Origin of the sequence: Kineosporia sp. A_224 (assembly GCF_002198655.1) — a bacterium.
GTDB lineage: Bacteria > Actinomycetota > Actinomycetes > Actinomycetales > Kineosporiaceae > R-H-3.
Genome location: NZ_MWLN01000227.1, coordinates 1 through 12,396 on the forward strand (window position 1 = coordinate 1; position 12,396 = coordinate 12,396).

The 12,396-nt window shown below is 73.1% G+C and carries 12 protein-coding genes; 6 read left to right on the forward strand and 6 right to left on the reverse strand.

Annotated elements, in window-relative coordinates; genetic code table 11:
• Positions 1 to 236 precede the first annotated feature (236 nt).
• The 3 genes from EDJALFJO_RS30335 to EDJALFJO_RS30345 form a co-directional block, all read right to left on the reverse strand.
• Complete coding sequence (locus tag EDJALFJO_RS30335; protein ID WP_088290174.1) at positions 237 to 1,511, reverse strand: deoxyguanosinetriphosphate triphosphohydrolase; 1,275 nt, start codon at positions 1,509 to 1,511, stop codon at positions 237 to 239.
• Positions 1,504 to 2,703: a tRNA dihydrouridine synthase DusB gene (gene dusB, locus EDJALFJO_RS30340; protein ID WP_233150122.1), complete on the reverse strand. Its 1,200-nt coding sequence runs from the start codon at positions 2,701 to 2,703 to the stop codon at positions 1,504 to 1,506. Before dusB ends, EDJALFJO_RS30335 begins: the two co-directional genes overlap by 8 nt.
• Positions 2,704 to 2,827: 124 nt before the next feature.
• Positions 2,828 to 4,669, reverse strand: coding sequence for an NAD(P)/FAD-dependent oxidoreductase (locus EDJALFJO_RS30345; RefSeq protein ID WP_088290176.1), 1,842 nt, complete (start codon positions 4,667 to 4,669; stop codon positions 2,828 to 2,830).
• Positions 4,670 to 4,795: 126 nt separating this feature from the next.
• Between EDJALFJO_RS30345 and EDJALFJO_RS30350 the strand changes: the two genes are divergently transcribed.
• Positions 4,796 to 5,242 carry an SRPBCC family protein gene (locus EDJALFJO_RS30350; protein WP_088290178.1) on the forward strand — a complete coding sequence of 149 codons (447 nt, stop codon included), beginning with the start codon at positions 4,796 to 4,798 and terminating at the stop codon, positions 5,240 to 5,242.
• A 25-nt stretch (positions 5,243 to 5,267) separates the two neighbouring features.
• Here the strand turns inward: EDJALFJO_RS30350 and EDJALFJO_RS30355 are convergent, their stop codons facing one another.
• The 3 genes from EDJALFJO_RS30355 to EDJALFJO_RS30370 form a co-directional block, all read right to left on the reverse strand.
• Positions 5,268 to 6,662, reverse strand: coding sequence for a glycine--tRNA ligase (locus EDJALFJO_RS30355; protein WP_088290180.1), 1,395 nt, complete (start codon positions 6,660 to 6,662; stop codon positions 5,268 to 5,270).
• A gap of 103 nt (positions 6,663 to 6,765) precedes the next feature.
• Positions 6,766 to 7,641, reverse strand: a complete 876-nt coding sequence (locus EDJALFJO_RS30360) for a hypothetical protein (RefSeq protein WP_158220622.1) — start codon at positions 7,639 to 7,641, stop codon at positions 6,766 to 6,768.
• A 687-nt stretch (positions 7,642 to 8,328) separates the two neighbouring features.
• Complete coding sequence (locus EDJALFJO_RS30370) at positions 8,329 to 8,685, reverse strand: antibiotic biosynthesis monooxygenase (protein WP_088290186.1); 357 nt, start codon at positions 8,683 to 8,685, stop codon at positions 8,329 to 8,331.
• Positions 8,686 to 8,741: 56 nt separating this feature from the next.
• On the opposite strand from EDJALFJO_RS30370, the gene EDJALFJO_RS30375 reads away from it, so the two are divergent.
• The 5 genes from EDJALFJO_RS30375 to EDJALFJO_RS30395 all read left to right on the forward strand — a co-directional run bounded on the left by EDJALFJO_RS30375 (position 8,742) and on the right by EDJALFJO_RS30395 (position 12,394).
• Positions 8,742 to 9,677 (forward strand): metal ABC transporter solute-binding protein, Zn/Mn family, encoded by a 936-nt coding sequence (locus tag EDJALFJO_RS30375; RefSeq protein WP_088290188.1) that lies wholly within the window; start codon positions 8,742 to 8,744, stop codon positions 9,675 to 9,677.
• Positions 9,674 to 10,531 (forward strand): metal ABC transporter ATP-binding protein, encoded by an 858-nt coding sequence (locus EDJALFJO_RS30380; RefSeq protein ID WP_198950788.1) that lies wholly within the window; start codon positions 9,674 to 9,676, stop codon positions 10,529 to 10,531. The genes EDJALFJO_RS30375 and EDJALFJO_RS30380 overlap by 4 nt, the downstream gene beginning before the upstream one ends.
• Before the next feature lie 29 nt (positions 10,532 to 10,560).
• The gene (locus EDJALFJO_RS30385; protein ID WP_088290226.1) at positions 10,561 to 11,493 is read left to right on the forward strand and encodes a metal ABC transporter permease; all 933 of its coding nucleotides are present in this window, start codon (positions 10,561 to 10,563) and stop codon (positions 11,491 to 11,493) included.
• Between the two features lie 48 nt (positions 11,494 to 11,541).
• Positions 11,542 to 11,940: a Fur family transcriptional regulator gene (locus EDJALFJO_RS30390; protein WP_233150124.1), complete on the forward strand. Its 399-nt coding sequence runs from the start codon at positions 11,542 to 11,544 to the stop codon at positions 11,938 to 11,940.
• 70 nt (positions 11,941 to 12,010) lie between these two features.
• Positions 12,011 to 12,394 (forward strand): (2Fe-2S) ferredoxin domain-containing protein, encoded by a 384-nt coding sequence (locus EDJALFJO_RS30395; RefSeq protein ID WP_088290192.1) that lies wholly within the window; start codon positions 12,011 to 12,013, stop codon positions 12,392 to 12,394.
• Positions 12,395 to 12,396 lie beyond the last annotated feature (2 nt).

Consider the following 12,396-nt stretch of genomic DNA (forward strand, 5'->3'; position numbering starts at 1 on the left):
TCCCCCACCACCTCTGTGGACAACACCCCCAGGACCACCCCCAGGACCGCTCAGGCACCAGGTACGTACCGTTCCGAGGGCCGCGACGAGGCAGAAACGGTGCACAGCTGGTGCCTGAGCGGACTTGGGTGGCGGGAGGGTGTCGGGCCCGGCCTCTGGCCTGCGGACGACGCGTCCCGCGACGTCCGTGCTCATGCCTGCCGACTCATCTTTGCCGACTCATGCCTGCGGGGCCGTCAGCCGACGAGGCGGGCGTACCAGTGGGCGGCGCTGACGTCCGTCAGGGACGCCACCTGGTCGACGACGACGCGCAGCCGGGCGCCGTCGTCGGACGCCTCGCGCCACAGCGCGGCGAACGGCGGTTCGAGCATCTCGGGCGCCGCGTCGACGAGCGCCTCGAGCAGGTCGGCGAGCAGCTCGCGCTGACGGGCGTAGAGCGGCTGGCGGTCGGCGAGGGTCATGACGTAGACGGCCGCGACGCCCTTGAGAGTGTTCACCTCGACGAGCGTCTCGCGCGGGACGACGACGTCCGCGGCGTAGCGGGTCAGCGGGCCGGGACCGAACTTCTCCCGGGTCGCGCGCTCGGCGGCGAGCGAGAAGCGGCCGATGAGCTGCGACGTCATGTCCTTGAGCGCGGCGAGCGCCCGGTGCCCGCCGTCGAACTCCCCCACCCACACCGGCAGCGCCTGCAGGCGCATCAGGGCCTCGGCGACCTCGTCGTCTGCGACGTCGGAGACGTACCAGGAGCGCACCTGGGCGGCGACCCGCGCGACGGCCTCGGGCGAGCGCAGCACCCGCTGGTCGAGGTGGCCGCCGACGATCGCGTCCTCGACGTCGTGGACGCTGTAGGCGATGTCGTCGGACAGGTCCATGACCTGCGCCTCGACGCACCGGACGTCGCCGGGTGCGCCGTCGCGGAGCCAGTCGAAGACCGGGGCGTCGTCCGGGTAGGCGCCGAACTTCGGGGACGCCTCCCCCTTCGGCCCGGCCCCGCGGGCCCACGGGTACTTCGTGCACGCGTCGAGCGAGGCCCGGGTGAGGTTGAGACCGACGCCGCGCCCGGTCACCGGGTCGACGACCTTCGGCTCGAGCCGGGTGAGCACCCGCAGCGTCTGCGCGTTGCCCTCGAAGCCACCGATGCCGCCCGCGAGCAGGTCGAGCGCGGTCTCACCGTTGTGCCCGAACGGCGGGTGGCCGAGGTCGTGGGCCAGGCACGCGGTGTCGACGACGTCCGGGTCGCAGCCGAGCGCCAGCCCCAGCTCGCGGCCGACCTGCGCCACCTCGAGGCTGTGCGTGAGCCGGTTGCGGACGAAGTCGTCCGTGCCGGGGCCGACGACCTGGGTCTTCGCGGCGAGCCGGCGCAGCGCCGAGGAGTGGACGACGCGCGCCCGGTCGCGGGCGAACTCGCCGCGGCGCGGGTCCTTGGGCGGCTCGACGACCCAGCGCTGGGTGTCGTCGAGGCCGTAGCCGGCGCCCCGGTCGGCGGCGGGCCGGCCCGGCCCGTCAGCCACCGGACACCGACAGCTCGGCGTGCAGGATGTCGGCCGCCGCGAGGTCGTCGAGGTCGCGGCTGTCGAGCCACCCGTCGGGCAGCGTCACCCGGCGCGCGCTGCCGCTGCGCCCGCGCGGGCCCTCGGCGACGTCGCCGGGGTAGGGCTGGGTGCCGTCCAGGGTCGCGGCGAGCGCGTCGAACGCGGCGAGCGAGTCGACGAGCGCGAGCCCGGCCCGCGCCTCCTGCCCGACCGAGTAGCCCTTGAGGTACCAGGCGACGTGCTTGCGGATGTCCCGGCAGGCCCGCAGCTCGGCGAGCTCGGGGCCCTCCGGACCGCCCGCCGTCCCCGGCCCGCCCGCCGCCAGGTAGTGCTCGGCGAGCGCGAGGACGTGCCGGCGCATCGTCGCGAGCACCTGCCCCAGCGTCGGCGTGACCCGGTCCGGGCGACCCGCGAGCGCCGCGGCGAGGTCGGCGAACAGCCACGGCCGGCCGAGGCAGCCGCGGCCGACGACGACACCGTCGCAGCCGGTCTCCGCCATCATCCCGACGGCGTCGTCGGCCGACCAGATGTCGCCGTTGCCGAGGACCGGCACGCTCGTGACGACCTCCTTGAGCCGCGCGATGGCGGACCAGTCCGCTGTCCCCGAGTAGTACTCGGACGCCGTCCGGGCGTGCAGGGCGACGCACGCCGCACCCTCGCCCTCGGCGATCCGGCCGGCCTCGAGGTAGGTGAGGTGGTCGTCGTCGATGCCCTTGCGCATCTTCACGGTCACCGGGACGCCGTACGGCGCGGCCGCGCGGACCGCCTGCCCGACGATCGCGGTGAAGAGGCCGGACTTCCACGGCAGCGCGGAGCCGCCGCCCTTACGGGTGACCTTGGGCACCGGGCAGCCGAAGTTCAGGTCGATGTGGTCGGCGCGGTCCTCGGAGACGAGCAGCTTGACCGCGGCTGCGACGACGCCGGGGTCGACGCCGTACAGCTGGACGCTGCGCGGAGACTCGTCCGGGTCGTGGGCGATGAGCCGCAGCGACTCGTCGTTGCGCTCGATGAGCGCCCGGGACGTCACCATCTCGCTGACGAAGACGCCCCGCCCGCCCTGGCTCGCCATCGCCTCCCGGCACAGCCGCCGGAACGCCTGGTTCGTGATCCCGGCCATCGGCGCGAGGACCACGGGCGTGGCGACCTCGTGGGGCCCGATCTTCAGCGTCACGCCCCCATTGTCGCAAGCAACGCCCCCAGCTCCCACCAGAGCCCGTCCTCTGGCGGGTAAAGCACGCTATTCGACCCGAATGAGGTGCCTTACCCACCAGAGGACGGTCAGCGGGAGCCGGTGGTCAGCTCAGGTGGTGCACCGGCGCCAGGTTGTAGACCGGCGTCGGGATGCCCTCGTACCGGGCCTTGAGCTGCAGGGCCAGGTACAGCGAGTAGTGCCGGGACTGGTGCAGGTTGCCGCCGTGGAACCACAGCGCCTCCTGCTGGGTGGGCTTCCACATGTTGCGCTGCTCGCCCTCCCACGGGCCGGGGTCCTTGGTCGTGTCCGACCCGAGGCCCCAGACCTTGCCGACCTTGTCGGCCATGTCCTGGCCGACGAGGTCCGCGACCCAGCCGTTCATCGAGTTGTAGCCCGTCGCGTAGACGACGAGGTCGGCCGGCAGGGTCGTGCCGTCGGCGAGGACGACGGCGTCCTCGGTCAGGTGGTCCACCTGGCCGTGGGCGAGCTTGATGTCCCCGCTCGCGACGAGCTCGGAGGCACCCACGTCGATGTAGTAGCCCGAGCCGCGGCGCAGGTACTTCATGAACAGGCCCGAGTCGTCGTCGCCCCAGTCGAGCTGGAACCCGGCCTTCTCGAGCCGGTCGTAGAAGTCCTTGTCGTGCTCCTTGATCGCCGCGTACACCGGGATCTGGAACGTGTGGAGGATCCGGTACGGCAGCGACGCGAAGATCATGTCGGCCTTCTCGGTCGTGACCCCCGCGGCGACGGCCTCCTCCGAGTAGAGCCCGCCGAGCGCGATCGTCATGAGCGAGTCGGACTTCACGATGTGCGTGCTCGTGCGCTGCACCATCGTCACGTCCGCGTCGTGCTCCCACAGCGCCGCGCAGATGTCGTGGGCGGAGTTGTTCGAGCCGACGACGACGCACCGCTTGCCCGCGTACGCCTCCGGGCCGGGGTGCTGCGAGGAGTGGTGCTGGTCGCCCTTGAACAGGCTCATCCCCGGGAACTCGGGGATCCGCGCCTTGCCGGACATCCCGGTGGCGAAGACGACCTGCTTGGGCTTGAGCGTGATCTGCTCGCCGTCCCGGTCGACCTGGACCGTCCACTCCTTGGCCGCGTCGTCCCAGGTCGCGGACGTCACCGTCGACCGCGACCAGTACGGCACCTCCATGACCTTGACGTACATCTCGAGCCAGTCGCCGATCTTGTCCTTCGGCGCGAAGACCGGCCAGTTGTCCGGGAACTTCAGGTACGGCAGGTGGTCGTACCAGACCGGGTCGTGCAGGCACAGGCTCTTGTAGCGCTTGCGCCACTGGTCACCCGGGCGGTCGTGCCGGTCGATCGTCACCGCGGGGACGCCGAGCTGGCGCAGGCGCGAGCCCAGCGCGATCCCGCCCTGGCCGCCGCCGATGACGACGACGTAGGGCTGCACGCTGGTCCCGAGCTCCGCGGCCTCGCGCTCGCGCTTCTCGGCCCAGGTCTCGCGGTCCTTGAAGGCGCCGTGGGCGACGCCCTTGGGCCGCTGGGTGCCCTTGTTCTCCTCGAAGCCCTTGAGCTCGCGCAGGTCGGTGAGAAAGGTGAACGCACCCTCGTCGGTGAGCCGCAGCAGGCCGGACCCGCGCCCGACAGCCGTCTCGAACTCGATCCAGGCCTCGGCGACGCCGTCCGCCTCGGTCGCGGGCTCCGTCGTCCGGAACCCCGACGGGTCGGTGGAGTCGAGCGTGGCCCGGAGCATGTCGGCGACGCCCTCGGGCCCCTCGACGGTCGTGATGTTCCAGGTGAACGCCACGAGGTCGCGCCAGAAGCTCGTCGTCGCGAACATGCCGGCCGCGCGGTCGACGTCGCGGGCGGCGAGCGCCGCCTCGAAGTCGGCGAGCCAGCGGTCGACGCGCTCCTGCGCGCCCGGCCCGCTCGCGACGGCGACGTCCGTCGCGTTCGCGTCCGGCTCCACGGTCTGCGTCATTGCATCCCCTTCCGTTCGGAGTACCTGCGAGGAGCACACCGGTCCGGGGAGGGCGGGGGCAACGGTTGCAGACCGTTGCAGGCGGTCCACGGGTTTCGGCCCGACGGCGGAGGGCACGAGAACGCCATGGGTGACTACGAGCGCAGCACGACCGTGGACGCACCGGTCGACGAGATCTTCGAGTTCCTCTCGAAGGTCGAGAACCTGCCCCGCTACATGGACCGGATGACCGAGGCGCACCCGGTGACCGGCGACGAGGTGAGCGTCGAGGCACGGCTCGACCCGCGGGACGTGGGCGACGACGTCGGCGACGGCGCACCGGACGGCACGCGCACCGTGCGCGGCCAGGCCTGGTTCAGGATCGACGCCGACCACCGCCGGCTCGCCTGGGGCGCCGACGGTCCGCACGACTACAGCGGCGAGCTCGAGGTCGCCGCGGCCGACACCGACCCCGCGCGCTCGACCGTGACGGTGCGGCTGCGCACGACGCACGAGTCCCCCGGCATCGAGGACGGCCTCGAGGAGACCCTCGAGAACATCCGCCGCATCACCGGCACGCCGCCGGGCGCCTGACCCGGCACCCGGCGGCGGGAGCGGGTCAGCAGCCCGGCAGGTTCCCGGCGAGGTAGCCGACGACCTGGTCGAGCGCGACCCGCTCCTGCTTCATCGAGTCGCGCTCGCGGATCGTCACGGCCTGGTCCTCGAGGGTGTCGAAGTCGACCGTGATGCAGAACGGCGTGCCGATCTCGTCCTGGCGGCGGTAGCGGCGACCGATCGCCTGCGCGTCGTCGAACTCGATGTTCCAGTACTGCCGCAGCTCGGCGGCGAGGTCGCGGGCCTTCGGCGAGAGCGCCTCGTTGCGCGACAGCGGCAGGACGGCGGCCTTGACCGGCGCGAGCCGCTTGTCCAGGCGCAGGACGATCCGCTTGTCGACGCCGCCCTTGGTGTTCGGCGCCTCGTCCTCGTCGTAGGCCTCGATGAGGAACGCCATCATCGAGCGCGTCAGCCCCGCCGCGGGCTCGATGACGTACGGCACCCAGCGCTCGCCCTTGGCCTGGTCGAAGTACGACAGGTCGACGCCCGACGCCTCGCCGTGCGCCTTGAGGTCGAAGTCCGTGCGGTTCGCGATGCCCTCGAGCTCGCCCCACTCCGAGCCCTGGAAGCCGAACCGGTACTCGATGTCGACGGTCCGCTTCGCGTAGTGGGAGAGCTTCTCCTTGGCGTGCTCGTAGTGCCGCAGGTTGTCCCGCGAGACGCCGAGGTTCGTGTACCAGTCGGTCCGGGTGTCGATCCAGTACTGGTGCCACTCCTCGTCGGTGCCGGGCTCGACGAAGAACTCCATCTCCATCTGCTCGAACTCGCGCGTGCGGAAGATGAAGTTCCCTGGCGTGATCTCGTTGCGGAACGACTTGCCGATCTGCCCGATGCCGAACGGCGGCTTCTTGCGGGCCGAGTCGGCGACGTTCTTGAAGTTCACGAAGATGCCCTGGGCGGTCTCGGGCCGCAGGTAGTGCAGGCCGGACTCGTCCTCGACCGGGCCGAGGTAGGTCTTCAGCAGGCCGCTGAACTGCTTGGGCTCGGTCCACGCGCCCTTCGTGCCGCAGTTCGGGCACGGGATCTCCGCGGGCGAGGTCGCCGGGCGGCCCTTGCGCTCGGCGTACTCCTCCTCGAGGTGGTCGCCCCGGTAGCGCCGGTGGCACGACTGGCACTCCACCAGCGGGTCGGTGAACGTCGCGACGTGGCCCGAGGCGACCCACACCTGGCGCGGCAGGATCACCGACGAGTCGAGGCCGACGACGTCGTCGCGGCTCGTGACCATCGAGCGCCACCACTGCTTCTTGACGTTGTCCTTGAGCTCGACGCCGAGGGGTCCGTAGTCCCAGGCCGACCGGGTACCGCCGTAGATCTCGCCGCACGGGTAGACGAAACCCCTGCGCTTGCAGAGGTTGACGACGGCCTCGAGGCGGGCTTCGGACGACGGCTTGGCAGCCACAGGTCACTCCATTGGGCAGGTGCAGGACGAGCGTCCAGGGTACCGGTCGCCCGGTGCCCGTCGTCCCGCCGTTATCGGCCCGCCGGGCCGGTCGCCCCGGCGGTCAGCCCATGAGGCGCAGGTCGGCGACGCCGTCGTCGTGCCGCAGCGCGTACCGCAGCCCCGGGTCGGCCCCGGCGTCGACGTGCCGGACGGCGCGCTCGCCGTCCCGCCAGTCCGCCGGGTCGACGAGCACCCAGCAGCGGTCCCGGCCGGTGACGACCCGGACGTCGTCCTCGACCCCGACCCCCACGCAGTCCGCCCAGAGGACGATGTGGACGTCGCCGTCCTCGTCGCGCAGGCCGATCCCGTCGGGCAGCGTGAACAGCGCCGTCCCGGCCGGGGCACCGGACCGGAAGCGCCGCCGCTTGAGCACGTCGGCTCCGTCGGGCACGGTCCGGGACGCCGCGCAGCCGGGGATCTGTGCGAACGGCACGGCCGGCCGGGTGCCGTCCGGCACGACGACGTACGCGTCGGAGAGCGCCTCGACGAAGGCGAGCCGCACGTCCTCGGCGGTGAGCGCCTCGATCTCGGCGATCATCTCGGCCCGGCCGGACCGCTCGCGGCCGGCGACGTGCTCGGACGCCGCGAGGTAGGCCTCACCGACGACGGACCGCGGGTCGGCGAGCATCGCGCGCAGCCCGGCGAGGTCGTGCTCGAGGTCCTCGGCGCACGGGCCCCGCTCGGCGAGCTCGGTCGCCAGCTCCCAGATCCGGCCGGCGACCCGGCCCGCGAGCTCGCGGCGGCACTCCGGGCCGAAGCTCAGGTGCCGGGTGCCGTCACCGACGGCGACCGCCTTGTACGTGAGGTCGTAGACGACCGCCTCGTCGCGGCGCAGCGTCTCGCGACAGCGGTCGGCGAGCACCCGCCCCGCGACCCGCAGCGCCGCGGTGTCCTTGCCGACGAGGCCCAGGCCCGGCAGCGGGCTGTCGACGGGCACCCAGCCGGGGCCCGCGGGGCAGCGGGAGTCGCAGGCCGGGCGGTGGCGGGGCGGACAGGTACACGGCCGCGTTGCCCGTCACCACGAGCCGCCGGACGTGGTCGAGCACGTCCGTCTCGCCGATCTCGGACGGCGGGACGACGTCGAGCGGCGCGAGCCCGAGGCTGTCGTAGCCGTAGCGCAGGGCGAGCAGGACGGCGTCCGCGGGCCCGGTCGTGCGGCTCGCCTCCGCCGCGATGACGCCGGTCTCGAGGCCGAGCCGGGCGATCGGCAGCCGGGTCAGCCCGTCGCAGACCTGGGCGAGGAAGTCGACGACCTGCCCCACGGGCCCGGTCGCGGTGAACTCGGTCTCGGTGAGGCGGTGCTGCCCGGTGAAGTCCAGGTGGGTACGGCCGACGACCGACAGCGCGAGATGCTCCACCGCGTGGCCGACCCCGGCGGTCCGGAAGGTCTCGTCGACGACCCCCATGCCGAGCACGAGGCCCGCGGTGAACGGCCCCGGGTCGTCGACCCAGAACACCGGCACGCCGTCGATCTCGGTGCGTCCCACGGCAGCGTCCAGCACCGCGGCACCCCCTTCCCCGTCCGTGCATCCCCGAGCACGTGGTGGTCACCGATCACGTGACATCCGCACACCACCGCGTGTGACGTTAAGGCACTCGGCGGCCGTTCGGCAGGGTCTGCGGGTCACTCACCCGGGTGGGCCGCGTCCGCGTCCACGGATCGGGCCGGTTCGTGATTCTGCGTGCCTGATCCAGGACTCCACGTGACGATCGGCTCGTACGCGGTCGCCTCGTCGACGGCCCGGTACATGAGCGGGACGGCGTGCACCTTGACGTCGTAGGCGGACAGCGCCCGCCGGTAGGCGCCGACGTTCGTCCACGTCGTCGTCAGTGTCCAGAGCGTGGCGTCGTCCACCGCCCGGCCGACCCAGCCGGCGGTGCAGCCGGGCCGAGCGGTGAGCGCGTCGAGCGCGGCGGCCACGAGGCCCGAGAAGTCGTCGGCCTCCTCGGCGGGGACGACGTACCGGGTCACGACGAGCACGAGCCGAGCCTACGGCCCGTTTGACACGACGTCCGCTCGTAATGAGAATCGTTCTCATGTTCAAGAAGACGGCAGCCCTGTCGGCCACCCTCGTCGCGCTCACCACCCTCGCCGCGTGCGGCGGGTCCTCCTCGGCGGGCGGGACGACGTCCGCCGCCGCCGGCGGCAAGGTCGCGGTCGTGGCGAGCTTCTACCCGCTCCAGTACGCGGCCCAGCGCGTCGGCGGCGACGCCGTCTCCGTCACGAACCTCACCAAGCCCGGTGCGGAGCCGCACGACCTCGAGCTGAGCCCCAAGGACGTCGCGGCGGTCGCGGACGCCGGGCTCGTCGTCTACCTGTCAGGCTTCCAGCCCGCGGTCGACGAGGCGGTCAAGACGCAGGCCGCCGACACGGCGTTCGACGCCGCGGGCTCGGCCCGGCTCGACCTCGAGGGTGTCGAGGAGGAGCACGAGGGCGAGGCCGGGCACTCGGCGACCGACCCGCACTTCTGGCTCGACCCGACCCGGCTCGCCGACGTCGCCGACGCGCTCGCCGCCCGCCTCGGGCAGGCGGACCCGGCGCAGGCGGCGACGTTCACCGCGAACGCCGCGGCCCTGCGCAAGGACCTCGAGGCCCTCGACAGCGAGATGAAGGCAGGCCTGGCGACCTGCACGAACAAGGACGTCGTCACCAGCCACCAGGCGTTCGGCTACCTCGCGCAGCGCTACGGCCTCACCCAGGTCGGGATCACGGGCCTCTCCCCCGAGGCCGAGCCGGACGCGAAGACGATCGCGAAGGTCACCGACTTCGTCCGCGCGAACAACGTGACGACGATCTACTACGAGACCCTCGTCAGCCCGGCGGTCGCGAAGACCGTGGCCTCCGAGGCCGGGGCGAAGACCGCCGTCCTCGACCCGATCGAGGGCATCAGCGACGCCTCCGCCGCACAGGACTACCTTGGCGTCATGCGCGCCAACCTCGCCGCCCTGCGGGCCGGCCAGCCCTGCTCGTGACGGGACGCGACCTGGTCGGCGGCCCCGTCGTCGAGCTCCGGCACGCGAGCGTCGGCTACGGCGACCGGCCGGTCGTCCAGGACGTGAGCCTGCTCGTGCGCCGCGGCGAGGTCGTCGCCCTCGTCGGGCCGAACGGGTCGGGCAAGACGACGATCGTGCGGGGCGTCCTCGGGCTGGCCCCGGTCACCGCGGGCGAGGTGCTCCTCTTCGACGTCCCGGCGGTCCGGTTCAAGGAGCGCTGGCGGATCGGGTACGTCCCGCAGCGGCACACCGTCGCCGGTGCCGTGCCCTCGACCGTCGAGGAGGTCGTCGCCTCCGGGCGGCTCGCCCGCCGCCGCTGGTGGGCCCCGTCGACCGCGCAGGACCGCCGCGTCGTCGCGCAGGCGATCGACGTCGTCGGCCTCGGCGACCGGCACCGCGCGCCGGTCTCGACGCTCTCCGGCGGCCAGCAGCGCCGCGTGCTCATCGCCCGGGCGCTCGCCTCCGAGCCCGAGGTCCTCGTCATGGACGAGCCGACCGCCGGCGTCGACGCGCAGAACTCCGAGGCCCTCACCCGCACCCTCGCCCGGCTCGTCGACGACGGGCTGACCCTCGTCGTCGTCACCCACGACGTCGCCCCGCTCGCCCCGATCCTCACCCGGGTCGTCGCCGTCGCCGACGGCCGCGTGGTCGGCGACGAGCCGGCGGACGTCGCGATGTCCGCCCGGTCCGCGCTCGGCGTCCACGTCTACGGGCACGTCGACCCGCACCACGGCGAGCCGGGGCCGGACGGCGGCCCGGGCGACCCGGCACGCTCCGCCGGCTCCGGCTGGCTCGGCGACCCCGGACTGCGCGGCTCGCGCAGCGCGACCTGAAGGCGGACGCCGTGCTCTCCTACGACTTCATGCAGCGCGCCCTGCTCGCGGCGCTGCTCGTCGGCATGACCGCCCCGGTCGTCGGCGTCTACCTCGTCCAGCGTCGGCTGGCCCTCATCGGCGACGGGCTCGGCCACGTCGCGCTGACCGGCGTGGGGCTCGGCGTCCTCACCGGCTCCTCCCCCGTGCTCGTCGCGCTCGGCGCCTCGGTGCTCGGCGCCGTCGCGATCGAGCTCGTCCGGGCCCGCGGCCGGGCCAGTGCCGACATCGCGCTCGCGGTGATGTTCTACGGCGGGATCGCCGGCGGCGTCGTCCTCATCGGGCTGTCCCCGGAGGGCACCCCGGCGAACCTCAACGCCTACCTCTTCGGCGCGATCACGACGACGACCGGCACCGACCTGTGGGTCTTCGGCGTGCTCTCGGTCGTCGTCCTCGCCGTCGCCGTCGGGCTCGCCCCGCGGCTGTTCGCCGTGAGCAACGACGAGGAGTACGCCCGCGCGAGCGGGATGAACGTGCTCGGGCTCAACGTGCTGCTCGCGGTGCTCACGGCCTCGACCGTCGTCATCTCGATGCGGATCGTCGGCCTGCTCCTCATCAGCGCGCTCATGATCCTGCCGAACGCGATCGCCCAGGTGACCGCGACGAGCTTCCGGTCGAGCGTCGTCGTGGCCATCGGCGTGGGCGTCGTCGTGAGCACCGGCGGGACGACCCTGTCGTACTACGCCGACACCCCCTCCGGCGGCACGATCGTGCTCCTGGCGATCGCGGTGTTCGTCGTCGCGACGGTCGCGGCCTGGCTGCGGGGCGTCGTCCACGGCCGGCGCCACCACGACGAGCGCGAGCACCGGCACGAGCACGGCCCGGAGTGCGGCCACGAGGCCGTCCCGCACCGCGACCATGTCGACTACGTCCACGACGGGCACCGGCACGCCGCGCACGGGGCGCACTACGACGACCACTGACACCGTGCCACGATGGGGCGAGGCCAGGACGACCCGGAGGAGCACCAGGTGACCGAGACGACGCGGCGGCGCGAGACCCGCCAGCGCAGCGCCGTCTGGACCGCGCTCGAGCACGCCGACGACTTCCGCAGCGCGCAGCAGCTCCACGCGCTCCTGCGCGAGCGCGGCGAGAACGTCGGCCTGGCCACCGTGTACCGGACCCTCACCCAGCTCGCCGAGGACGGCGACGTCGACGTGCTGCGGACCGGCGACGGCGAGTCCGTGTACCGGCGCTGCAGCACCGGCCACCACCACCACCTCATCTGCCGCCGCTGCCGCCGCACCGTCGAGGTCGACTCCGTCGCGGTCGAGCGCTGGGCGCGCAAGATCGGCGAGGACAACGGGTTCGCCGACGTCGAGCACGTCGTCGAGGTCTTCGGCACCTGCGCCGACTGCGCCGCGCGCTGACCCCGCCTGCGCGACGCGCGAGCATAGGCCGAGCATTGTTGAGAACGATTCTCGTTCTTATGATGGTGGGATGCGCAGCCGACTCCACGACCACGGCCGGCCCCGGCCGGCCCCCGCCGTCGAGGTCCTCGTCTGCCGCGGCTGCTGCTGCGGCAGTGCCGCGAAGCACCCGGACGTGGACCACGACGGCCACCTCGACCGGCTCCGCCGGGCCGCAGCCGCGAGCCCGGTGCCGACCCGGCTGCGCACGGTCGGCTGTCTGTCGGCCTGTGCGCTGAGCAACGTGGTCGTCGTCCGCCGGCACCGCGGCACCGCCGACTGGTTCGCGCTCGTCCTCGAGGACGACGTCGTCGACGCGCTCGCCGGCTGGGTGGCCGCCGGGGCGGCGCACCCGGTGCCGGAGCCGGTCCGCCGGTACGCGATGCCGGTGCCGGAGGGGCGCCCCGTCGGGTGACG

What these genes read in the sequence shown, in the direction of transcription:
- EDJALFJO_RS30345 (WP_088290176.1), bottom strand. Translation starts at nt 4,669, where the DNA reads ATGACGCAGACCGTGGAGCCGGACGCGAACGCGACGGACGTCGCCGTC.
- EDJALFJO_RS30350 (WP_088290178.1), top strand. Translation starts at nt 4,796, where the DNA reads ATGGGTGACTACGAGCGCAGCACGACCGTGGACGCACCGGTCGACGAG.
- EDJALFJO_RS30375 (WP_088290188.1), top strand. Translation starts at nt 8,742, where the DNA reads ATGTTCAAGAAGACGGCAGCCCTGTCGGCCACCCTCGTCGCGCTCACC.
- EDJALFJO_RS30385 (WP_088290226.1), top strand. Translation starts at nt 10,561, where the DNA reads ATGCAGCGCGCCCTGCTCGCGGCGCTGCTCGTCGGCATGACCGCCCCG.
- EDJALFJO_RS30395 (WP_088290192.1), top strand. Translation starts at nt 12,011, where the DNA reads ATGCGCAGCCGACTCCACGACCACGGCCGGCCCCGGCCGGCCCCCGCC.